The organism is Oceanobacillus sp. CAU 1775, from assembly GCF_054482815.1.
On sequence record NZ_JBTLRO010000006.1, the window covers coordinates 136768 to 156866 of the forward strand.

The 20099-nt window shown below is 35.4% G+C and carries 22 protein-coding genes; 11 read left to right on the forward strand and 11 right to left on the reverse strand.

Going from position 1 to position 20099, the window contains the following annotated elements; genetic code table 11:
• Positions 1 to 23: 23 nt before the first annotated feature.
• Together ACXYMZ_RS11965 and ACXYMZ_RS11970 are read left to right on the forward strand one after the other, a co-directional pair.
• Positions 24 to 1433: a SulP family inorganic anion transporter gene (locus tag ACXYMZ_RS11965; RefSeq protein ID WP_458948633.1), complete on the forward strand. Its 1410-nt coding sequence runs from the start codon at positions 24 to 26 to the stop codon at positions 1431 to 1433.
• A 12-nt stretch (positions 1434 to 1445) separates the two neighbouring features.
• Positions 1446 to 1859, forward strand: coding sequence for a universal stress protein (locus tag ACXYMZ_RS11970; RefSeq protein WP_458948634.1), 414 nt, complete (start codon positions 1446 to 1448; stop codon positions 1857 to 1859).
• A 71-nt stretch (positions 1860 to 1930) separates the two neighbouring features.
• Here ACXYMZ_RS11970 and ACXYMZ_RS11975 read toward each other — a convergent pair whose 3' ends face one another.
• The gene (locus ACXYMZ_RS11975) at positions 1931 to 3991 is read right to left on the reverse strand and encodes a catalase (RefSeq protein WP_458948635.1); all 2061 of its coding nucleotides are present in this window, start codon (positions 3989 to 3991) and stop codon (positions 1931 to 1933) included.
• A gap of 352 nt (positions 3992 to 4343) precedes the next feature.
• On the opposite strand from ACXYMZ_RS11975, the gene ACXYMZ_RS11980 reads away from it, so the two are divergent.
• Complete coding sequence (locus ACXYMZ_RS11980; protein ID WP_458948636.1) at positions 4344 to 4553, forward strand: hypothetical protein; 210 nt, start codon at positions 4344 to 4346, stop codon at positions 4551 to 4553.
• A 286-nt stretch (positions 4554 to 4839) separates the two neighbouring features.
• Positions 4840 to 5436, forward strand: coding sequence for a nitroreductase family protein (locus ACXYMZ_RS11985; RefSeq protein ID WP_458948637.1), 597 nt, complete (start codon positions 4840 to 4842; stop codon positions 5434 to 5436).
• Between the two features lie 139 nt (positions 5437 to 5575).
• On the opposite strand, the gene ACXYMZ_RS11990 is transcribed toward ACXYMZ_RS11985, so the two are convergent.
• Positions 5576 to 5761 carry a type Z 30S ribosomal protein S14 gene (locus tag ACXYMZ_RS11990; protein ID WP_458948639.1) on the reverse strand — a complete coding sequence of 62 codons (186 nt, stop codon included), beginning with the start codon at positions 5759 to 5761 and terminating at the stop codon, positions 5576 to 5578.
• Between the two features lie 222 nt (positions 5762 to 5983).
• On the opposite strand from ACXYMZ_RS11990, the gene ACXYMZ_RS11995 reads away from it, so the two are divergent.
• Positions 5984 to 6436, forward strand: a complete 453-nt coding sequence (locus tag ACXYMZ_RS11995; RefSeq protein WP_458948640.1) for a YndM family protein — start codon at positions 5984 to 5986, stop codon at positions 6434 to 6436.
• 81 nt (positions 6437 to 6517) lie between these two features.
• Here ACXYMZ_RS11995 and ACXYMZ_RS12000 read toward each other — a convergent pair whose 3' ends face one another.
• From ACXYMZ_RS12000 to ACXYMZ_RS12015, 4 genes are all read right to left on the reverse strand, one after another.
• Complete coding sequence (locus ACXYMZ_RS12000; protein ID WP_458948641.1) at positions 6518 to 7285, reverse strand: hypothetical protein; 768 nt, start codon at positions 7283 to 7285, stop codon at positions 6518 to 6520.
• Between the two features lie 3 nt (positions 7286 to 7288).
• Positions 7289 to 8158 carry an ATP-binding cassette domain-containing protein gene (locus tag ACXYMZ_RS12005; RefSeq protein WP_458948643.1) on the reverse strand — a complete coding sequence of 290 codons (870 nt, stop codon included), beginning with the start codon at positions 8156 to 8158 and terminating at the stop codon, positions 7289 to 7291.
• Positions 8158 to 8532, reverse strand: a complete 375-nt coding sequence (locus ACXYMZ_RS12010; protein WP_458948644.1) for a GntR family transcriptional regulator — start codon at positions 8530 to 8532, stop codon at positions 8158 to 8160. The genes ACXYMZ_RS12005 and ACXYMZ_RS12010 overlap by 1 nt, the downstream gene beginning before the upstream one ends.
• 135 nt (positions 8533 to 8667) lie before the next feature.
• Positions 8668 to 9045: an SLAP domain-containing protein gene (locus ACXYMZ_RS12015; protein WP_458948645.1), complete on the reverse strand. Its 378-nt coding sequence runs from the start codon at positions 9043 to 9045 to the stop codon at positions 8668 to 8670.
• Between the two features lie 159 nt (positions 9046 to 9204).
• On the opposite strand from ACXYMZ_RS12015, the gene ACXYMZ_RS12020 reads away from it, so the two are divergent.
• The 4 genes from ACXYMZ_RS12020 to ACXYMZ_RS12035 all read left to right on the forward strand — a co-directional run bounded on the left by ACXYMZ_RS12020 (position 9205) and on the right by ACXYMZ_RS12035 (position 12456).
• Complete coding sequence (locus ACXYMZ_RS12020; RefSeq protein WP_458948646.1) at positions 9205 to 9486, forward strand: GNAT family N-acetyltransferase; 282 nt, start codon at positions 9205 to 9207, stop codon at positions 9484 to 9486.
• 145 nt (positions 9487 to 9631) lie between these two features.
• The gene (locus ACXYMZ_RS12025) at positions 9632 to 9814 is read left to right on the forward strand and encodes a hypothetical protein (protein WP_458948647.1); all 183 of its coding nucleotides are present in this window, start codon (positions 9632 to 9634) and stop codon (positions 9812 to 9814) included.
• A 12-nt stretch (positions 9815 to 9826) separates the two neighbouring features.
• Positions 9827 to 11701 carry an ABC-F family ATP-binding cassette domain-containing protein gene (locus tag ACXYMZ_RS12030; protein WP_458948648.1) on the forward strand — a complete coding sequence of 625 codons (1875 nt, stop codon included), beginning with the start codon at positions 9827 to 9829 and terminating at the stop codon, positions 11699 to 11701.
• Between the two features lie 89 nt (positions 11702 to 11790).
• A complete protein-coding gene (locus ACXYMZ_RS12035) occupies positions 11791 to 12456 on the forward strand; it encodes a hypothetical protein (protein ID WP_458948649.1) in 666 nt (221 codons plus the stop codon).
• 145 nt (positions 12457 to 12601) lie between these two features.
• On the opposite strand, the gene ACXYMZ_RS12040 is transcribed toward ACXYMZ_RS12035, so the two are convergent.
• From ACXYMZ_RS12040 to kynU, 4 genes are read right to left on the reverse strand one after another with little or no spacing between them, the layout of a single operon-like run.
• On the reverse strand, positions 12602 to 13270 hold the full coding sequence (locus tag ACXYMZ_RS12040; protein ID WP_458948650.1) for an HAD family hydrolase: 669 nt from the start codon (positions 13268 to 13270) through the stop codon (positions 12602 to 12604).
• A 42-nt stretch (positions 13271 to 13312) separates the two neighbouring features.
• Entirely contained in the window at positions 13313 to 14158 is an 846-nt protein-coding gene (kynA, locus tag ACXYMZ_RS12045) for a tryptophan 2,3-dioxygenase (RefSeq protein ID WP_458948651.1), read from the reverse strand.
• Entirely contained in the window at positions 14151 to 14795 is a 645-nt protein-coding gene (kynB, locus tag ACXYMZ_RS12050) for an arylformamidase (RefSeq protein ID WP_458948652.1), read from the reverse strand. The genes kynA and kynB overlap by 8 nt, the downstream gene beginning before the upstream one ends.
• Positions 14795 to 16066 (reverse strand): kynureninase, encoded by a 1272-nt coding sequence (gene kynU / locus ACXYMZ_RS12055; RefSeq protein ID WP_458948653.1) that lies wholly within the window; start codon positions 16064 to 16066, stop codon positions 14795 to 14797. Before kynU ends, kynB begins: the two co-directional genes overlap by 1 nt.
• Before the next feature lie 254 nt (positions 16067 to 16320).
• Between kynU and ACXYMZ_RS12060 the strand changes: the two genes are divergently transcribed.
• Positions 16321 to 17502, forward strand: coding sequence for a saccharopine dehydrogenase C-terminal domain-containing protein (locus ACXYMZ_RS12060; RefSeq protein WP_458948654.1), 1182 nt, complete (start codon positions 16321 to 16323; stop codon positions 17500 to 17502).
• An 83-nt stretch (positions 17503 to 17585) separates the two neighbouring features.
• Here ACXYMZ_RS12060 and mreBH read toward each other — a convergent pair whose 3' ends face one another.
• Complete coding sequence (mreBH, locus tag ACXYMZ_RS12065) at positions 17586 to 18593, reverse strand: rod-share determining protein MreBH (RefSeq protein ID WP_458948655.1); 1008 nt, start codon at positions 18591 to 18593, stop codon at positions 17586 to 17588.
• A 510-nt stretch (positions 18594 to 19103) separates the two neighbouring features.
• Here mreBH and ACXYMZ_RS12070 point away from each other — a divergent pair.
• Positions 19104 to 20045, forward strand: coding sequence for a CAP domain-containing protein (locus tag ACXYMZ_RS12070; RefSeq protein WP_458948656.1), 942 nt, complete (start codon positions 19104 to 19106; stop codon positions 20043 to 20045).
• Positions 20046 to 20099: the final 54 nt, after the last annotated feature.

Below are 20099 nucleotides of genomic sequence, written 5' to 3' on the forward strand. Positions count from 1 at the left end.
TGTATTAATGAAAGGGGAACAGGATGCATACATTGAAACAAGAGTGGTTCGGGAATATACGTGCTGATATTTTAGCAGGTATTGTTGTTGGACTGGCGCTTATTCCTGAAGCTTTAGCTTTTGCGTTTATTGTGGGTGTGGATCCACGTGTCGCATTATACGCTTCATTTACAATTGCGGTCATTACTGCGTTTGTCGGAGGACGCCCTGGACTAATCTCTGCAGCAACAGGAGCAATGGCACTAGTGCTCGTTAACTTAATGGCAACACATGGTTTAGAATATATACTTGCAGCTACCATTCTAACAGGATTCATTCAATTTTTATTTGGGATATTTGGTGTAGCGAACTTGATGCGCTTTATTCCAAATTCTGTCATGTTAGGATTTGTAAATGCACTAGGAATAATGATTTTTATGACGCAAATGCCTTATTTAATAGGTGGGGGCGTTATGACCTATGTTTTTGCTGGTGTGACGTTAGCACTTATCTATATCATTCCTAGGTTTATTAAAGCAATTCCAGCATCACTTATTGCGATTATCTTTATGACGGTTATTGCGCTTTTCAGTGGTGTGAAATTACAAACGATTGGTGATCTCGGAACGATGCCGAGTACATTACCGACCTTTTTCTTCCCAGATATTCCATTGAACTTTGAAACATTAATGATTATCTTACCTTACTCATTAGCACTTGCAGTAGTTGGTTTGTTGGAATCATTACTTTCTTCTCAAGTGTTAGATGAAATGACTGATACATCAAGTAATAAAAATAGAGAAGCTCGTGGCCAAGGGATTGCTAACTTCTTCACTGGATTCTTCGGCGGGATGGCGGGTTGTGCATTGCTTGGACAATCTGTTATCAACATTAAATCGGGTGGTCGTGGTAGGTTATCTACCTTTATAGCAGGTGCGTTTCTCATGTTTTTAATTATCGTTTTAGGTGATGTTGTCGTCAAAATCCCGATGCCTGTGCTAGTAGGTGTCATGATAATGGTGAGTTTCACAACATTTAACTGGGGTTCATTTAAATTTATGAAACAAGCTCCTAGAACAGAAACACTTGTCATGCTTGCTACGGTTGCAATTATTTTATATACAAATAATTTAGCGATTGGTGTTATCCTAGGTGTAATTTTAAGTGCACTATTTTTTGTTGCGAAGGTTTCGCGTGTAACTGTGACAAAAAAGAATGCGGTATACAGTGTGAAAGGTCCTTTATTCTTTGCATCGACTACAAAGTTTTTGAAAGCATTTGAAGATGTTACAGAAAGCAAGATAACCATCGACTTTGAAAATAGTCAGCTGTGGGACGAATCCGCGGTAGGAGCAGTATTGAAACTAAGACAGCAACTTGAGAAAAAGGGTGTAACAGTAAATATTGTTGGATTAAATTCTTCAAGTGAGCGATTATATCAACAATTCACATAGGGAGGAATTGGAATGAAAATTGCAGTAGCCGTTGATGGTTCAGACAATGCGTTCAGAGCAGTAAAACATGCTATTTTACTTGCTCAATATTTACCAGAAGCGCATTTGGAAATTATTAATGTTGCGAATCATGACAAAGCGAAAGATGAGTACTTATTAGCGCAAAACTCAGAAGGCTTAGCATTAAAGCGTGAGCAAAAATTGAAGCCAATACGAGAACTTGCAGAGTCCGTTGAAGTAGAAGTAAAAGTTACTATACTTAAGGGAAATCCAAGCCAAGAAATTATAAGATATGTAAAAGAACAGTCGATTGATCAACTTGTCATCGGAAGCCGTGGCTTAAATACCTTCCAAGAAATGGTGCTCGGTAGTGTGAGTCATAAAATAATGAAACATGCTCATTGCCCAGTGACAATAGTTAAATAAAAAGATTTTTTTCTCAGTCCATACGATTATAAAAAACGCAGAAGGTATTATAACTTCTGCATTTTTCAATGTTATTTTCTATCCCAAAAGCGTTGTACAGCTATAGCAGTCACAAAATCCTTACCGAAGTTTGGATTATTTGCAGCAAAGACCACACCAGCTAAATTATTTCCAGGTGCTGATTGTACAAAATCCTGACCAGTTGATGCCACACCAATTGGTTTATAATGTTTATAAGCATGGTGTACATAATCAACGATATTTGATTTGACCATAGTTAAGTTTTTAGAATTTCCTCCAACAACATAAATAGAGTCAAACAAGTAAGAGCTTGCTGTTAGGAAGGTCATATTTACTTTTAACTCCCTACCATTATTGCCTTTTACTTTACCAAGTTTATCACTAACGACAACAACGAAAACTCCATTTTGTTGTAAATCATTGAGTACTCCCATCACTTCATTGGAATCAAATCCATCCCCAACCAATACACCAACCTTAAGCGTTGCAGCATATTTTGGTGTGGAATATTGACTTAACGAAGGATAGCTAGTGGAAACTGGAACATGGGTACCACTTGGAGGTGCAACACCAATATTATCTGCAATAGTTGTAGCTAATTCTTCATCTACATTTACGATTAAATCTACATTTTGTTGGCGTACAGATTCACTTTTTACTTTTCCAAGTTGATAGCTAAATGCTTCAATGGTGTGTTGTTGTTCAACAGGTGTTAGGCTATTCCAGAAAATCCGCACTTGTGAGAAGTAATCTTTAAACGAATCACTTCGAGCGCGAATAACATGTCCTTCAACTTTCTTAGGGTAGGACTCATAGCCACCTTCTTCTGGAGGAACGGTATATGGAGTATTATTTGCTAATGAGTTTTCATGATAGTCTACTTCGTCAACATCAATTCGGTATCTCATAAAGCCTCTTCTTGTATTATTATGAAATGGACAGAGTGGTCGGTTAATTGGAAGTTGATCGTAGTTGGCGCTTCCTAGTCGATGTTGCTGTGTATCGCGATATGCCATTAATCTACCTTGTAACACAGGGTCATTTGAAAAATCAATTCCAGGTACAACGTTCGCAGGGTTAAACGCAACTTGCTCCGATTCTGTAAAGTAATTATCGATGTTTCGATTTAATGTCATCTTACCTATAATTTGAACAGGTATAAGTTCCTCTGGCCAAAATTTAGCAGGATCTAATACATCGAAGTCATATTTAAATTCATCCTCTAAAGGGATAAGCTGTACACCTAATTCATATTCTGGATAAAACCCATTATCTATTGCTTCTCTAAGATCTTTCCTATGAAAGTCTGGATCAATCCCACCAAGTTTTATTGCCTCATCTTGCAACAAGGAATGTACGCCTAGAACAGGCTTCCAAACATATCTCATAAAGGTTGCTTTCCCTTGATCATTAACAAATAGATACGTGTTTATCGACCATGATTCCATCATACGATAGCTTCTTAAAATCCCTCGATCCGACATAATCCAAGTAACCATATGAAGGGATTCAGGATTATTGGCTACATAATCCCAGAAAGTATCATGTGCACCAGTAGCTGTTGGTATGTCGTCATCTTGTTTTGATTGATAGGCATGCATTGCATCTGGAAATTTCATCGCATCCTGATTTATTAAAACTGGCATTGCAATTGTAGTTAAATCCAGGTTTCCTTCCTCTGTGTAAAGTTTAACCCCTTGGCAGCGTAAATCCCTTGCAGTATCATAAGATCCTTTAGGACCCTGTACAGTTGAAAAACGAGTGGTTAATGGTGTCACTTTCCCAGCTTCTTGTAAAAACCCAGCCTTTGTTACATGTTTCATGGACTGATAACATTCAAATTCTCCATGCGCACTATAACCTCTAGCATGAACGACTCTTTCTGGTATTTCTTCATGGTTAAAATGAGACATCTTCTCAAAAAACTCATAATCTTGTCTTAGTGAAGGCCCACGAATTCCAGCTTTTAACTGATTTTGGTCTTGAGATATCTTTTTTCCTTCCTTAGTTGTCATTGGCTTTCCAGCGTTTTGGACACGGAATTGATCTAACTGTTCTTGTTTTGCATCTTGCTGTCTGGAATTTTCTTCTCTATGTGATTTTTCATCCATAAAATTACCACCCTTATTTTTATCGCTTATACCCTTGCTATGGTATGCAAATACCCATTCTTTGATACGATTTTAAGAGATGTTTCACAAACTTTATGGGCTTTCATATAGTATTAAGATATTTTTGGAGGAGATATTTTATGGGCGTAACATAAATTAAGCAAGAATTACTTGAACAAGGACTAATTCAGATCGCAAATACGATGGAACCTTAACAGAGCTAATATTTTAAATTCATGAGTGAAATTTTAATTAGTGGATACAATAATGAAGGGAAAATACATCAGGAGTTATCGTCAACTTAGATAATTTCAGATGGGATTTCCTTGAAAATATTATAGGAGGTACGTCGATGGATAACAACAATAACAACAAGCGAAACAACCGTAATGATCAGAGAAATCGTAACGATGATCAACGCAATCAAAACCAAGAAAATGTTAACGTAGAATTTGCAGATGAAAACGAGTTTGTTGATGAGTACAACTTCAACGACAATCAAAATCGTAATAACCAAAACCGTAACAACCAGAACCAACGACAAAATAACCAAAATCGTTAGTAATAAATAGATATAAATAGGGCCTGAATCAAAGTGTTAAAGCACTTTGATTCAGGCCTTCCTATTTTTACATTAAATGTTACTAAAAGTTTCAACTAATGAAACCCGAGGCAGTAACTTTGATAAACAATATAAATTATCCTACAATATTCAAGTGGCTAAAAACAGATAGCTTTTATATGATTTAAACAATAAACCTCTCTCGCTCAAAGTTAGAGGTTATTATACGTAAAACGAAAAAGCATAAGATAAGCCAAATATATTTCAACACAGAAGGAGAATTCATATGTCAACATTTGTAGAATTAGTGGAAAAACGCCGTTCGATTTATGCATTAGGAACGGATAGTGAGTATTCAAAACAGGATATCGAAAATAGAATTCGCGAGGTAGTTAAACAAGTACCTACAGCTTTCAACAGTCAAACAACAAGAGTAGTTGTATTATTCGATGAAGCAAACGAGAAATTCTGGAACCATATATACGATGTTCAAAAGAACGTTCTTGAAGGTGAAATGTGGGATATGATGTCAGGAATTATGACTGGTGCTAAAAATGGAATTGGTACCGTATTATTCTTCGAAGATAAAGATGCAGTAGAAAAAATGCCTGCACAAGGAGTTCGTGAAGAAGCTTATAAACAAAACAATAATGCGAACGCACAATATGGTGTTTGGTTAGCTTTAGCTGAAATGAACCTAGGCGCAAGCTTACAACATTTCAACGTTGGTTATGAACAAGGTTTCGATAAAGGTACAAAAGAAATGTTCGACCTTCCAGAATCTTACGAGATGCTTGCACAAATGCCATTCGGATCGATTGAACAAGAGGTTGGCGAGAAAGAACATATTGATACAGATATTCAAGTAAAAGTTTTTAACTAATAACTTTGTTTCATGGAGAGTATTAAACTCTAAGTCATGCAATTTACAAAAAAGAGCCTAGATCATCTTAAAAGATGACCAGGCTCTTTTTCTATGCAGTGAATCCTAATCTTAAAGCTATATTAAACCTTCATTTACATTACCAACTAGCTTTTTTAAGCCCTGGTATTTGACCTTTATATGCAAATTCACGAAGGCAGATACGACATAAATTGAATTTCTTTAATACGCTATGTGGTCTGCCGCAATGCTTACAGCGACTATACTCACGAACTGCAAATTTCTGTGGCTTTTGTTGTTTAACAACTAAAGCTTTCTTTGCCATGCGACATCCTCCTTCTATTCTAAAATAGATAGATATTATACCATGATTATTGCTCTCTATCAGCGACCAATTTATGGATATAAGACTACTTAATAAGGGTCTTCTTTAAAAAATGAATAAACTTTAAAGCATAAGCTAAAGTGTAAATGCACAAGATAGGTTTGAGAAATAATTTCAAATATAGGTTAGTTGAACAGTAAATTTCATGAAGGAGGAAAATAGATGAATAAACATGTGAAGGCTTTATTGATAAAGTTTGTAGGTTCGTTTTTTCTTTTATATATAATCTTAGGTTTAATATACGGAATGGAGTTTGGTGAAGTACTTCTTCTGTCCGCAGTATTAGGCGTGGCTGCTTATTTAATTGGCGACATGATTATATTACCCAAAACAAATAACTTTGTAGCAACATTAGCAGATTTTGTTTTAGCAGGGATAATTATTTATGTATTCGTAGGTGGCTTGACTACGATTGATAACGTTTTTACCGTAACATTATTAGCGACAATTGGAGTAGCTCTATTTGAAGTTATTTTCCATCGATATTTACAAAACTTTGTATTACCCAATGAGGAAAGTAAAAGGAAGCATGTCTTGCAATATCAAACAGAAATGTCTGGAGAGTTAAAAGTGGATCGACCTGAAAAGAAGAAAGAAGACAATCAGAATAAATAAATGAATTTAACCTGATAATTGATCGACATACAAAAGTAAAAGGATGGGGGAAATAAAAACCCCATCCTTTTTGTTTAACTACTATATTTTCAAGGCTAAACTTCTTGTTAAAAGTCGAATAGCTGCTATGACCAAAATCATGACTATAAAGATAACTGGTATGGCTAATACTTTTGGAACAAAATCTAAGAACATAAAGTTTTCATAAAGTGGCATATCTAATGCAATTCGCATCATGGAATCTTTGACTGCAATAACTGCCATACCTACAAAGACGATGACTATCCCTGCAATTACGCCTAATCTTTGGAATGCTGAACCAATTAGCCAACCGACGATATAGAAAATAAAGATATTGAGACTGAACAGGGATAGTGAAAGAATTAGATTCTGTTCTGCACTCACAAATGGTGTTAAAATCACCGATAGAATAATTTCACCAAGGAAATTACCTTCGACATCCACGTCAAGATCCACTAATGTGCTTGAATTAAAAACCTTGTTAGTAAAAATACTTACAATGAACCTTTCGAGCTGACTAAGGATATATATCAATATAGGTAGCGCAACAGAAAGTAAGACACTTCCTATTAAACCTCCATAAAAGTAATTTTTCCTTGTGATTCCATTTTCAACATAATAACGTAAGAAACTAATAGCGAGAATACCAATAATGAGCATAAAGATATTACTTGATATATAACCACCACTATAAAAAGTATCCACTTCAGTTGGAGATATTAAGCGAAATAGGTGGACAGCTAGGGTTATCCCTAAAAACCAATAGCTCCAGGATATTTGTACAAGAAACATATCGATGCCGATTCTTTGATAAGATACTGGTTTCATTGTTTAGATCTCCTCCTCGTTTGTTAATTGAATGAATAAGTCTTGTAAAGATACTGGACCAACACTCAAGCCAAGACTTTTTGCTTCTGCTAGTTCTTGATCTGACAATGTACCATAAAGGGTAATTGACTTTGTATTTCCCAAGCTTTCTTCATTTAAGACTTTCTTGTCCTGACTAAAATTATCAACATTTTCTTTGTCACCAACAATAGTGACACCTCGACTTACTAACTCATCATGTGTTTCATGTAAAAGTAACTTACCTTGATCAATTATAATTACTTCATCAAACAAGTAATCCATTTCAGACACAAGGTGAGTGGATAAAATAATAATTCGTGGATGACGTTCTTGCTCTTTTAATAATTCTTTATAGAATAGATCGCGTGCTGGAGCGTCCATCCCAAGGTAAACTTCATCAAAGATTGTAATTGGTGAACGGCTTGCTAATCCAACAACAACATTAAAAGCAGATTGTTTACCTGTTGATAGTTTATATAAAGCTTTTTCATTTTCGAGTTTGAACTTTTTTAGTAACTCTTTTGCATATTCTAAATCAAAATTAGGTCGATACCTGTGGAGGTCTTCAATCGCTGCTGCTGGTGAGTCTGTTTCCCCAGTCATATCTTTGTTATATAAAAAGGTTACTTGTTGCATGATCCGTGCATTTTCAAATGGTTTTTCATTTGCAATGTACAATTCTCCTGAAGTTGGTTTTCGAAAAGAACCAATTAACGATAGTAAAGAAGTTTTTCCTGCACCATTTCTCCCAAGTAATCCATATATTTTCGGCTCTGTGATTTCAAAGGAGATATCTTTTAAGGTTTTCTCTTTTCCATAAGATAGATGGAGACTTTTTGCTTTTATATTCATTATTTATTCATTCCTTTCACTTTCTTAATATAGTTAAGAATTTCTTCATTTGTAATTTCTAACTTATTGGCTTCTTGTACGAGTGTAACGATATATTCTTCCACAAAAGATTCACGGCGTTTTTGTAAAAGTTTTTCTCTAGCACCTTCTTGAACAAACATTCCGATTCCCCTTTTTTTATAAAGTATATTCTCATCAACAAGCTGATTAATACCTTTAGAAACAGTTGCATGATTAATTTTATAAAAATTCACTAACTGATTTGTAGAAGGTACTTGATCATCGATATTAAGCTGTTTGTTAATAATTTGATCTTCTATTTGTTCTCTTACTTGAATATAGATTGGTTTGTTTTCTGTAAAAAGGTTTTTCACTAATTCAGACCTCCTTAGCTGTCATGGTCATATGGTTATATACTTATGTGTATAACCATAACAGGTGGAATTTAAACTGTCAATATTATTTCTATAAAAAATAAAAAAACACTCCAAGTAGTTGGAGTGAGTGGGTTAATTAATTATTAAAGTTCCATCATTTAGTTTAGCTTGACTTATTTGAGTGCCCTTTGGGAAAATAAAAGTCCAAGGCATACTCGTTTTTTCGGGTAGTTTTAGATTAGAAAAAGTAAAATGATGTGCTGCAATTTCTTTATCGCCTTCTTTATAAACAACATCTAAATTATCAAACGTAAATTCTTTGTCGGTAAAGTTATGAATTAATACAATAACAAGTAAATCTTCTTTATGGTTATATGCTTGACTGATTGGTAGAGGTTTAATTGCCTCAGCAGGGTCATTTTTGGTTTCGTTAAATAATGTCTCTATTTTTAATCGATCTTCTGGAGCGATTGTTTTGTCCCAAGCAGACTCAAATATTAATTTTTGCATGATAAAAACTCCCTTCATCTACTAGCTTAACAGAAGATAGTACATTATTATATAATTAAAGGATAGGCTAATAAGAGTGTAGAAGCTTCATTGTACTGCATACAAGTAAATCGTTTTAATGTATAATAGATAAAGTAAAGAAACTTGAGGAGGATCGGAATGCCTGAGATAAAAAAAGCTGAGAATAAATTTTATATTGGTGAGAGTATTAAGCGACCTCTAGCTGAAATTACATTTATTCAGTCAGGAAAACAATTAGTTGTTATTGACCATACATATGTTTCAGATGAACTTCGCGGACAAGGAATCGCAGGCAAACTGCTAGAAGAAGTCGTTCAATATGCCCGAAGTAATAATAAAAAAATTAAACCGTTATGTGTATATGCAAAACAAAAAATGGAAGACACAGCTGAATACCATGACGTCCTTGCAGAATCCTAATTAAAATAATAAAACAAAGAGTGAGAAGCTAACTAAGGCTTCTTTTTTTATGGAAGCGTTCATGTTACTTCTTAATATATGGAAAATTAAGTGCTAGTAAGATAAACTAAGTTTTAGACATGTATTTGAACAGGAGAGATGAAGTATGAAGTTATTAGTAACTCAACTTGCTATGATCGGCGTTATATGGGTAGGTATGTTGTTCTTTTTCAATGAAATGAACGATACAAGTAAAATTATTTTTTACGTTGTAACATCTTGGTTTCTATTCTTGGTTGTTATGGTAGTGAAAAATCTTATTAGAATTAAAAAAGAAAAAACAGAGTAGGATGGTTTTTAGATGCTTACAGCAGAAAATATATATAAATCATATGGAGATAAAATCCTATACAATAACCTCACCTTTACCATCGGAGAGCAAGAGAGAATAGGACTCATCGGTGTAAATGGTACAGGTAAATCCACGTTATTAAAAGCAATTGCAGGAATTGAAAGCGCAGAGTCAGGTGAAATCAAACACGCGAAAGATTATCAAATTGAATATCTAGCACAAGAACCAGAACTTGATCCAGAGCTTACGGTGATTGAGCAAATTTATTATGGTGAAGCACGAGTCATGAAGATAATGCGAAGCTATGAACAAGCTTTGATGGATTTACAAAAGGATGCAGCAGATACAGCCTTACAAGATAAGCTTATTAAACTACAACAGGAAATGGATCAAGAAGAAGCATGGGAAGCAAATACCCAAGCAAAAACGATATTAACAAAACTAGGAATCACAAGTTTTGATAAGAAAATTCAAGATCTATCTGGCGGACAAAAGAAAAGAGTTGCACTTGCCAAAGCACTGATTCAACCAGCGAATTTATTAATCCTTGATGAACCAACAAACCATCTTGATAATTCAACAGTTGAGTGGTTAGAGAAGTTTTTACAGTCATATAGAGGCGCACTTTTACTTGTTACCCATGATCGTTATTTTTTAAATCGTGTAACGAATCGTATTTTTGAGCTTGATAAAGGAAATCTTTATATTTATGAAGGTAATTATGAAATCTTCTTAGAGAAAAAAGCGGAAAGAGAAGAGCTTGAAAGAAGTAGTGAAGTTAAACATCATAACACTTTACGTCGTGAGCTTGCTTGGTTACAAAGAGGTGCACGTGCTCGCTCAACAAAGCAAAAGGCTAGAATTGACCGAATTGACGAGATGAAAGAAAAAGATTTTCAAACAAGCAAAGACGATGTGCATTTCAAAATTGGGTCGACTCGTTTAGGGAAAAAAGTAATTGAGCTACAAGATATTTCTAAGAGCTTTGGGGATCAGCAATTACTAGATTCATTTAATGAATTAATCATCCCAAATGATCGAATTGGTATCATTGGACCAAATGGCTCTGGTAAGACGACATTACTAAATATCATAGCTGGTCGTGTAAAACCAGTTTCTGGAGAAGTTGATATTGGAGAAACTGTTAAAATTGGCTATTACACACAAGGTGACGAGGAACTAGATGGGTCTAAAAGAATTATCGATTACATCAAAGAGACGGCAGAAGTCATTCACACAATTGATGGTTCCGTCATTACTGCAGAACAGATTTGCGAGCAATTTTTATTTTCTAGAAGAGATCAATACACATATATCCAAAAGTTATCTGGTGGGGAAAAGCGCAGATTATATTTATTAAAAATATTGATGACAGAGCCGAATGTGCTTTTTCTAGATGAACCGACAAATGACCTTGATACGCAGACATTAAGTGTTTTGGAAGAATATCTAGAACATTTCCCAGGTGTAGTAATTACGGTTTCTCATGATCGTTACTTTTTAGATCGAGTGGTTAACAGATTGATTGTTTTTACCGGTGATGGAAAAACAAAAAGATATTACGGTAACTATAGTGATTATTTAGAGGAAGCGCCGACTGAAGTTGTTACACAGCAGACGGAAGAGAAAAAATCTACTAAAGTTAAAAAACGTAAAAAACTATCCTATATGGAACAAAAAGAATGGGAATCTATAGAAGATGAGATTATGGAAATGGAAGAACAAGCTGCGAAATTAGAAACTTCCATTGCTGATGCTGGCAGTGATGCTGGGAAGGTTCAAGAAAAGTATGCAGAACTAGAGAAATTACGTGAAGCTACAGAGAAGAAAATGGAACGTTGGGAAGAACTTTCACTTATGATTGAAGCATTTGACGAAGAGTAGACAGGCTTTCATGATATTTATTCTTGAATCTGGGTATATTGAAGATGTATCCAAATCTATTCGTTAGTATGACTTTATGGAGGTTCGCTATGAAATTATTTCAGGTTAGAAAAGGCCAATTCGTTTTTTATAAAAATGAATTGCATAAGGTATATTCGGTGAAACCAGTGTTTAAACAGTCTGTACATATGTATCGTTTGAAAGATATGGAGCAGATTTTAACACGTGCAAGTGAGATTGAACTTTATCGGCCGCAGCATAATGACACATTTATCTTTTATGGAAAGAGATATACAATTGACCAGTATGAAAAGCCAGAGCCTGGTGATTATATCTTAATCACAAAACCTGCCCCAGATTTATTGGATCATTATTCTTTAAATGAAATTGAAAAAGTAGCGCAAGTAGAAGACGGTAGTGTAACAACTACAAAAGATAATGGAGTAAAGCATCATGAGTATGTTGTTTTGGTACCGGGAAGAAAAGATGCAAGTCAGGAAATTGCCTACTATGATAAAAATCTTGTTCCCGAGGAGCAACGTATTCAGGATGAGTCAATTTCCTATCTAGCAGAAAATGATACAACTTTACAGCCATACGTTGGAGATATTTATATCGATAAACGTAACAACACGAAAGCGATGGTTGTTGCTTTGACTGATACGGAAGTAATTTTTGGCCATGGAGTTCACGTGCATATCGCAGAATTACTAGATGAAGATAACTTTGAATTGATTTATCGCTTTGATCTGTAGAAGTGCGAAGTTTGATCGCCGCTTTAGCGCTGGAGCCGGACGTGGCTGTCCTTCACACAAAGACTTATCCACAAAGTCCAATTTCTATAATTTCTTATGCTTAAATAAAAATGGTAATGCTCAGGAGAGTGAGCATTACCATTTTTTACTTTTCATTAAAGATTGGCCAATTATTTGCTGTAGCAACTTCTTTCATTTTATCTTTTGGATTGACGATAATCGGATAGTCAACAAAGTGTAGAAGAGGAATATCGCTTTCGCTATCAGCATAGGCCCATACTTTAGTATCGGCATGAGAAACATTATTTTTCTTAAACCACTCTTTAACTGCTTCTACTTTTTTCTCCCCATTAATAATATTAGTAGTAGCCCCAGTACATCTACCTTGCTTATCAAAAGCTAATCCAGTTCCTACAATGGTAACATCTAGCCCAATCCTATCAGTGAGTGCCTCGAGGAAGGGGCGAAGTGCACCTGAAAGAATCATGACTTGATTGCCATTGTTTTGGTGTTCATGAATTTTTTTAACTAAGTCTTGATTAATATCAGCCTCTCCTTCGACTATAAGATGATGAAAGAAGGAGGAAAGCTCTGCTTCCGTTTTTCCTTTGAAAGTTTTAGCAAAGGTGTTAAAGAAATGTATACGTAATCTATTTTTACCTTTAAAAATGCCTAGAATGATTGCTTGCAATGATCCTATGATGATAGTAAGCCACTCTTTTATTCCGAATTCTTTCTTTCCAGCTTTAAACATTAATTTAAAAGAGTCTCCTTGATATAATGTTCCATCAAAATCAACTGTAACAAGTTGCAATGTTTTGCCTCCTAATGCTTCAAATAATATTAGAATTTATAATTATAATTGTGTACGAATTTCCCATAGTTCGGGAAAGAAATAGTGGTCGAGTACTTTTTTTAGATAGCCAACCCCTGATGAGCCGCCTGTGCCTGTTTTATGGCCGATAATTCTTTCGACTGTTTTCATATGACGGAAACGCCATTGTTGAAACCAATCTTCAATATCTACTAGTTTTTCTGCCAGTTGATATAAATCCCAATATTTATCTGTATTTCTATAAATAATGAGCCAAGCTTGTTCAACGGATTGATCTTTCACGTAGGTCTTCGAAAAATCACGATCAAGAACATCAGGATTAATTGGAAAGCCAGCTTTAGCAACTGCTTGGATAGCTACATCATACAAGCCAGGATTATTATATGCTTTTTCCAAACGGCGATATAAATTAGCATCTTGTTTATATATATCAAGAATATGTGGAGTTTTATAGCCAAGGATAAACTCCACTAAGCGATATTGATAAGACTGAAACCCTGAAGCATTGCCTAATTCTCCGCGAAACTCAATATACTCACTAGGTGTTAGCGTGGATAAAACATCCCAACCTTGAATAATTTGTGCTTGAATTTTTGATACTCGTGCAAGCATTTTAAACGAGGTTTGCAAATCACCATTCTGTATAGCTTTTACTGCAGCTTCCGTTTCATGAATAATTAATTTTAACCATAATTCACTTACTTGATGAATAATAATAAATAGCATTTCATCGTGATGGTCAGATTTGCGAACTTGACTCATAAGTAATGTGTCTAGTGCGAGATAATCATCGTAAGACATATTCTTTTGAAAATCTGTGTGAATCTCTTTTTCTTCAGAGAAAATTTTACTGCTATCTTTATTCATTATTATTCTCCTTTGTTATTGGTCGAATGACTGCACGTACTGGACTACCATCTGCACCGATGATTTTTAATGGTAAGGCAATCATTTCATAAAGACCAGCTTCACATTCATCAAGCATGAGGTTTTCTAAAATATAAATTCCATGTTCATATAAAGCATGGTGAGTTTGCAGTTCTTTACTTTCGACTACGTCCACTGAAGGGATGTCCACTCCAAGTAATTTTACTCCTTGTTCTGCAAGAAAGGAGGCTAAGCTTGGGTCAATGACAGGCATTTTCTCCGGGAAGTGATTTGGATTATTTGGTAAGGAAGTCTTTAATAGCACCCGACTTGCTTGTTTTAAATCAATTGTTTTAAAAGCTGCTTCATCAATAATATCTGTAAAACTAACATCAACAACTAAGGTCTTTCCGATATACAGCTCAAGTGGAAGCTCGTCAATTGTTTTTCCTTCAGAATCATAGTGATATGGAGCATCAACATGTGTACCATTATGAACGCTCATTGCTATTTCACCTATATTAACAGATCCAGTCTGCTCCTTCGTAAAAGAGAGATTATAGCTAAAACTCTTATCACCTGGCCAATGTGCGAGTTGATTTGTCAACGGTTGGGTTATATCTATCCATTTGGTCATTAGGCAATGACACCTCTTTTATTATCAAAGTTTTTATATTCCTGATTATCCATGATTTCTTTTAGTACTACTACCGTTTCATATACTTCTGTAAAAGTGTTATAAAGTGCGACTGGTGCAAGTCTTATTCCATTTGGATTTCTGAAGTCAGGAATGATATTACGTGCTTTTAAAGCTTTGCATATACTAGCAGCTTCCTCATGTTCCAAATAAATATGTGGACCACGTGTTACATTATCTATAGGGTTGCGGATGATAAGATTTGTATCCTTTAATTCAGTTTCTACCAATTCAATAAAGAAGTCTGTGAGTGCTAAAGACTTTTTCCGAATTGCTTCAATACTAGCCTCCGAAAAAATTTCTAATGAACCGAGCAAAGGAGCCATACTTAAAACATGTGGTGACCCGATTTGATAAGCACCTGCATCAGCTGCAGGGGTAAAAGTATGTTCCATATCAAATTGTTTTTCCTTATTTGACCCAAACCAGCCTGCAAGTCCAGGAGTTGTATTAAAATGTTTTTCGTTAATATAAATACCACCAACGCTACCAGGGCCAGCATTCAAGTGTTTATATGTACACCAAAAAGCAAAATCGACACCACTATCAGAAAGTTGGTGAGGAATTGCACCGATCGAATGACAGAGATCAAAGCCGACCAATATCCCTCGTTTGTGAGCTTCATCTGTTATGCGCGCTATATCTAATAATTGCCCACTACGATAGAGAACACTAGGAAGTATAATAAGAGCAATATCATCTGTCATTGCGGATATAATGTCATCTTCACTTAGGAGGTGACCATCTTTGCTTTTTACTTGTACTAAATATTCTTTTGGATCGAGACCTTTTAGCTTAAGATGGCTTTGAATCGCATATATATCTGATGGGAAATTTAATTCATCGGCCAAGATTTTGTTTTTATCACCTACAGGCTTAAAAAATGTAGCTAGTATTTGATGGAGATTTGTTGTTGTCGATCCAGTAGTAATCACTTCTTCTGGCTTTGCTCCAATAAGTTGAGCAGTCATTGCTCCAAGCTTTTCAGATAAATAAAACCAAGGATTTTCGCCAGCCGTCCAGCCATCTATCCCAGTTGTTTTCCAAGAATCTAATAAGTCTCCAAGCGTCTTCTCTGCTCGTTTGGATAGGAGGCCAAGAGAATTACCATCGAAATAGATTTGGCCAGGAGAGATGTAGAATTCCTCGCGAAAATGATGTAGCGCATCTTGTTTGTCTAATTGCTCTGCTTTAATTTTTGAAGAAGTCATCCTGTTCACCTCAATAATAAGTATTAGTTATATTTCATCTTAATACAATTTTCCGAAAATGACACGTAAGAAAAGGGAAAAAGGGAGAAATGTCGAATATATATAGATAAGGACTGTAATCGCTTTCATTCTTTGTAACTAGTAAAGGTAAGCATACATGATAGTTCTTTAGAAATATAGTGAGGCCACCGAGAGATATGAAGGCCGAGACTTAGTGAAGGATTAAAAAATTAGACATATGAGGAGTGGGATATTTGAAAATAGGTGTATTAGGTGCAGGACTAATGGGTAAGGAAGCTGCGAGAGACCTTGTAGCAAGTGATGGTGTTGAAAAAGTTGGTCTAGCAGATATTGATATTTCAAGAGTAGAGGCAATTTGTCTATCTTTGAATTCAGATAAACTTCAGGCATACCAAGTGAATGCTAGTGATAAGGCTGAGTTAGTAAACTTTATGAAGGATTTCGATGTTATTATTAATGCGCTATTTTATTCCTTTAATGAAATTGTGGCGCGCACAGCGATTGAAGTTGGGGTTAGTTCCATTGACCTTGGCGGGCATATTGGGCATATGACAGATAAAGTTTTAAAGCTATCAGAAGATGCGAAAGCTGCAGGTGTAACGATTATTCCTGACTTGGGTGTTGCACCAGGTATGATTAATATATTATCTGGTTATGGTGCAAGTAAGCTCGATCATTTAGAAGAATTAAAGCTTTATGTTGGAGGAATTCCTGTTCGCCCTGAAGCGCCATTAGAATATAATCATGTATTTTCCATGGAAGGTGTGTTTGATCATTATACAGATCCTTCTCTAATTATCCGCAATGGTCAAAAGCAAGAGATGACTTCATTAACTGAAATCGAGCGAATATACTTTGATAAATTTGGACCTTTAGAAGCTTTCCACACGTCAGGCGGAACATCAACACTTTCTGTCACTTATCCAAATCTAAAGACATTAGAATATAAAACAATTCGTTACCCTGGTCATGCGGAAAAGTTTAAGTTACTAGTAGATTTAAATTTAACAAAATCTGATTATACCGTAGAAGTTAATGGGCAATCGATTAATCCAAGGCAAGTATTATTGAAGGTACTCGATCCGATTGTTGAATTAGGAGATAAGGAAGATGCTGTACTTCTAAGGGTAATTGTTTCAGGAATGAAGGATGGTAAGAAACAAACCCATCAATTTGAAATGACTACTTTTAAAGATATGGATAGAAAAGTAACAGCAATGGCTAGAGCAACAGCAACTACTATTTCAATTGTCGCACAAATGATTGGGGGCAGAGTCATTCAAATGACAGGGGTTTGTCCACCAGAGACTATTGTGCCCGGAAAAGAATACATTGATGAATTAGCAAAAAGGGATGTTCATATTTTTGAAGATATTTTCGGTGAAACTGTGGAAAAGACTGAGGTAGAGATATAGAAGCGGAAATTTAGTTCAATAGTAAATATAAAAAAACCCTGCGTTTATTCTATTATTAAGAATAAACGCAGGGTTTTTATGAATTATTTTGCTACTGTTTGTAACTTAGTAATAATTTTTAATGAACGACCTGTACCTGATGCAACTGCTTCTAATGGATTTGCTGCAATATGAACAGGAACATTTAGTTCATTTGCTAGCCATTCTTGCATGCCTTGAAGTAAAGCTCCTCCACCAGTTAAAACAACTCCATGATCGACAATGTCGCCACTTAATTCAGGTGGACAATTCTCTAGAGTAGCTTTTACAGTATCCAGAATTTTCAGTAGAGGCTCTTTGATAGCTTCATAAATTTCAGAAGAAGTGATATCAATTGTTTTTGGTAAGCCATTAACCATATCACGGCCACGTATCGCCATGGTTTCTTCTTTATGATTCGAATGTGCATAGCCTATTTCCATTTTGATGTTTTCTGCCGTTCTTTCCCCGATAAGAACATTATATGTTTTTCGGATATATTGAATAATTTCTTCGTCAAATTTATCTCCACCAACTCGTACAGAATTTGATGCAACAACGCCTCCAAAGGAAATAATGCCAACTTCTGAAGTTCCACCACCTATATCAATTACAACACTAGCAATTGGTTCATCAACAGGAAGATCTGCTCCTATTGCAGCTGCAATAGGTTCTTCTATTAAATGAACGGCTTTCGCTCCGAAACTAGTGATTGCATTATGAATCGCGCGTCTTTCTACCTCTGTACTGCCAGATGGAGTACAAACTACGACGGTAGGTTTCCTCATTGAGATTCCAATTTTCTTACTTACTTTTTTTAATAGAATCTTTAACATTTGTGCTGTCACGTCATAATCAGCAATGACACCTTCTCTTAATGGTCGAATTGGAATGATGTTCTGTGGCGTTTTTCCAATCATCTCTTTCGCTTCTTGACCAACCGCTACCACATCTTTTGTGTTCGCATGAATGGCTACAACCGATGGCTCGTTTAATACAATACCTTTTGTTTTTGAATATATTAGTATATTTGCTGTTCCTAAATCAATTCCGATTTCTGCATTTGAAAACATATATAGCTCCTCCAATGATGTAAAAAATTCACTTATAAACAAGAAATGACCAAATTGTTCATTAAATCGACAAAAAAAATGACCTTTCGCCTATAAATATTAACTTTCGAATCGTTTATAGTTAGTAGTGAGGTAAAAAACGACTCCTTCTTGTTTATCTATACTACTTAAAAAAATTCTGCCTCTCTATAAAATAAGACAGACCAGAGCATGAAAGCAAGTAACATTTTAATTACATTTTTACTGATTTTGTAATAAATCGACGGATTCGAGAGCGTGTCAAGAGGTTATTCCTAGTAAAGCCTTCCAATTTACATAGTTATTTCCTAAATTGCTATGATTATTCTTTACTAAAGAAACCTTATAGCATTTGAATTTTTCTAAGAGAGAGTGGTTTGAAATCCTATTCCATTTATCGATTGGAAAAGAATCCCGCTAATATTACAAAAAACGCGTGGTACTATTTAGTGGCACCAAACAAAACAAACAACGACAAGGAGAGGTAGAACAATGTTTCAAAAATTATTGATCATCACTGCATCATCGTTTGCATTAACATATGGAGGTGTCTTCTCATCTGCAGCTGAAACAGTTTCAGTGGATGCCAAGCAACTAGCACATAAAGCATTCTACACACTGAGCGATAGCTGGAACAATCTTTCTGATGAAGACATTTCAAATCAATTAAAACTAGCTTTAGAAAAGCTTGAAAAAGAGTGGCAAGTTAATATAGATGAGGATGAAGTTACTAAGGAAGTTGTTCAAGAAGTAACAGAGCTTGAGGAAAAGAAGCAAGAAGCAACAAATAATCCTGTACCATCTAAAGAACAGCCAAAGCAAAATCAAGAAACTGTAAATAAAGAAGCACAAGCTAAGGCACAGGCAGAAGCGAAGGCTAAAGCTGAAGCAGAACGTAAAGCTAAACAAGAAGCAGAAGCAAAAGCAGAAGCTGATAGAAAAGCTCAAGAAAAAGCTGAAGCAGAGCGTAAAGCAAAAGAACAAGCAGCAGCTCAAGCTCAGCAACAACAAAAACAGCAAGAGAAACCAAAACAACAAACAGCTCCATCTAATGCATTAAGTCAATTTGAACAACAAGTAGTAGATTTAACAAACCAAGAACGTGCAAAAGCTGGTTTAAAACCATTACAAGCAGACACTTCATTAAGCGGAGTTGCTCGTGAGAAATCAAGAGATATGGCAGTAAATAATTATTTCGCTCACCAAAGTCCAACATATGGCTCACCATTTGATATGATGAAAAAATATGGTATTAGCTATAATGCAGCAGGAGAGAACATTGCAAAAGGACAAACTTCACCACAACAAGTGGTAACTGCGTGGATGAACAGTGCTGGCCACCGTGCAAATATCCTAAACGGTAACTTCACACATATCGGCGTAGGCTATGTTAGCCAAGGAAATCACTGGACACAAATGTTCATAAGTAAATAATAAAAATGATAGATTAGGAGGTTAGCTAAAGCTAGCCTCCTATTTTTGCATTTT

Bases quoted from the DNA above. Each gene is read 5' to 3' on its own strand.
- ACXYMZ_RS11965 (WP_458948633.1), top strand. From the start codon at position 24: ATGCATACATTGAAACAAGAGTGGTTCGGGAATATACGTGCTGATATT.
- ACXYMZ_RS11970 (WP_458948634.1), top strand. From the start codon at position 1,446: ATGAAAATTGCAGTAGCCGTTGATGGTTCAGACAATGCGTTCAGAGCA.
- ACXYMZ_RS11975 (WP_458948635.1), bottom strand. From the start codon at position 3,991: ATGGATGAAAAATCACATAGAGAAGAAAATTCCAGACAGCAAGATGCA.
- ACXYMZ_RS11980 (WP_458948636.1), top strand. From the start codon at position 4,344: ATGGATAACAACAATAACAACAAGCGAAACAACCGTAATGATCAGAGA.
- ACXYMZ_RS11985 (WP_458948637.1), top strand. From the start codon at position 4,840: ATGTCAACATTTGTAGAATTAGTGGAAAAACGCCGTTCGATTTATGCA.
- ACXYMZ_RS11990 (WP_458948639.1), bottom strand. From the start codon at position 5,761: ATGGCAAAGAAAGCTTTAGTTGTTAAACAACAAAAGCCACAGAAATTT.
- ACXYMZ_RS11995 (WP_458948640.1), top strand. From the start codon at position 5,984: ATGAATAAACATGTGAAGGCTTTATTGATAAAGTTTGTAGGTTCGTTT.
- ACXYMZ_RS12000 (WP_458948641.1), bottom strand. From the start codon at position 7,285: ATGAAACCAGTATCTTATCAAAGAATCGGCATCGATATGTTTCTTGTA.
- ACXYMZ_RS12005 (WP_458948643.1), bottom strand. From the start codon at position 8,158: ATGAATATAAAAGCAAAAAGTCTCCATCTATCTTATGGAAAAGAGAAA.
- ACXYMZ_RS12015 (WP_458948645.1), bottom strand. From the start codon at position 9,045: ATGCAAAAATTAATATTTGAGTCTGCTTGGGACAAAACAATCGCTCCA.
- ACXYMZ_RS12020 (WP_458948646.1), top strand. From the start codon at position 9,205: ATGCCTGAGATAAAAAAAGCTGAGAATAAATTTTATATTGGTGAGAGT.
- ACXYMZ_RS12025 (WP_458948647.1), top strand. From the start codon at position 9,632: ATGAAGTTATTAGTAACTCAACTTGCTATGATCGGCGTTATATGGGTA.
- ACXYMZ_RS12030 (WP_458948648.1), top strand. From the start codon at position 9,827: ATGCTTACAGCAGAAAATATATATAAATCATATGGAGATAAAATCCTA.
- ACXYMZ_RS12035 (WP_458948649.1), top strand. From the start codon at position 11,791: ATGAAATTATTTCAGGTTAGAAAAGGCCAATTCGTTTTTTATAAAAAT.
- kynA (WP_458948651.1), bottom strand. From the start codon at position 14,158: ATGAATAAAGATAGCAGTAAAATTTTCTCTGAAGAAAAAGAGATTCAC.
- kynB (WP_458948652.1), bottom strand. From the start codon at position 14,795: ATGACCAAATGGATAGATATAACCCAACCGTTGACAAATCAACTCGCA.
- kynU (WP_458948653.1), bottom strand. From the start codon at position 16,066: ATGACTTCTTCAAAAATTAAAGCAGAGCAATTAGACAAACAAGATGCG.
- mreBH (WP_458948655.1), bottom strand. From the start codon at position 18,593: ATGTTTTCAAATGCAGAAATCGGAATTGATTTAGGAACAGCAAATATA.
- ACXYMZ_RS12070 (WP_458948656.1), top strand. From the start codon at position 19,104: ATGTTTCAAAAATTATTGATCATCACTGCATCATCGTTTGCATTAACA.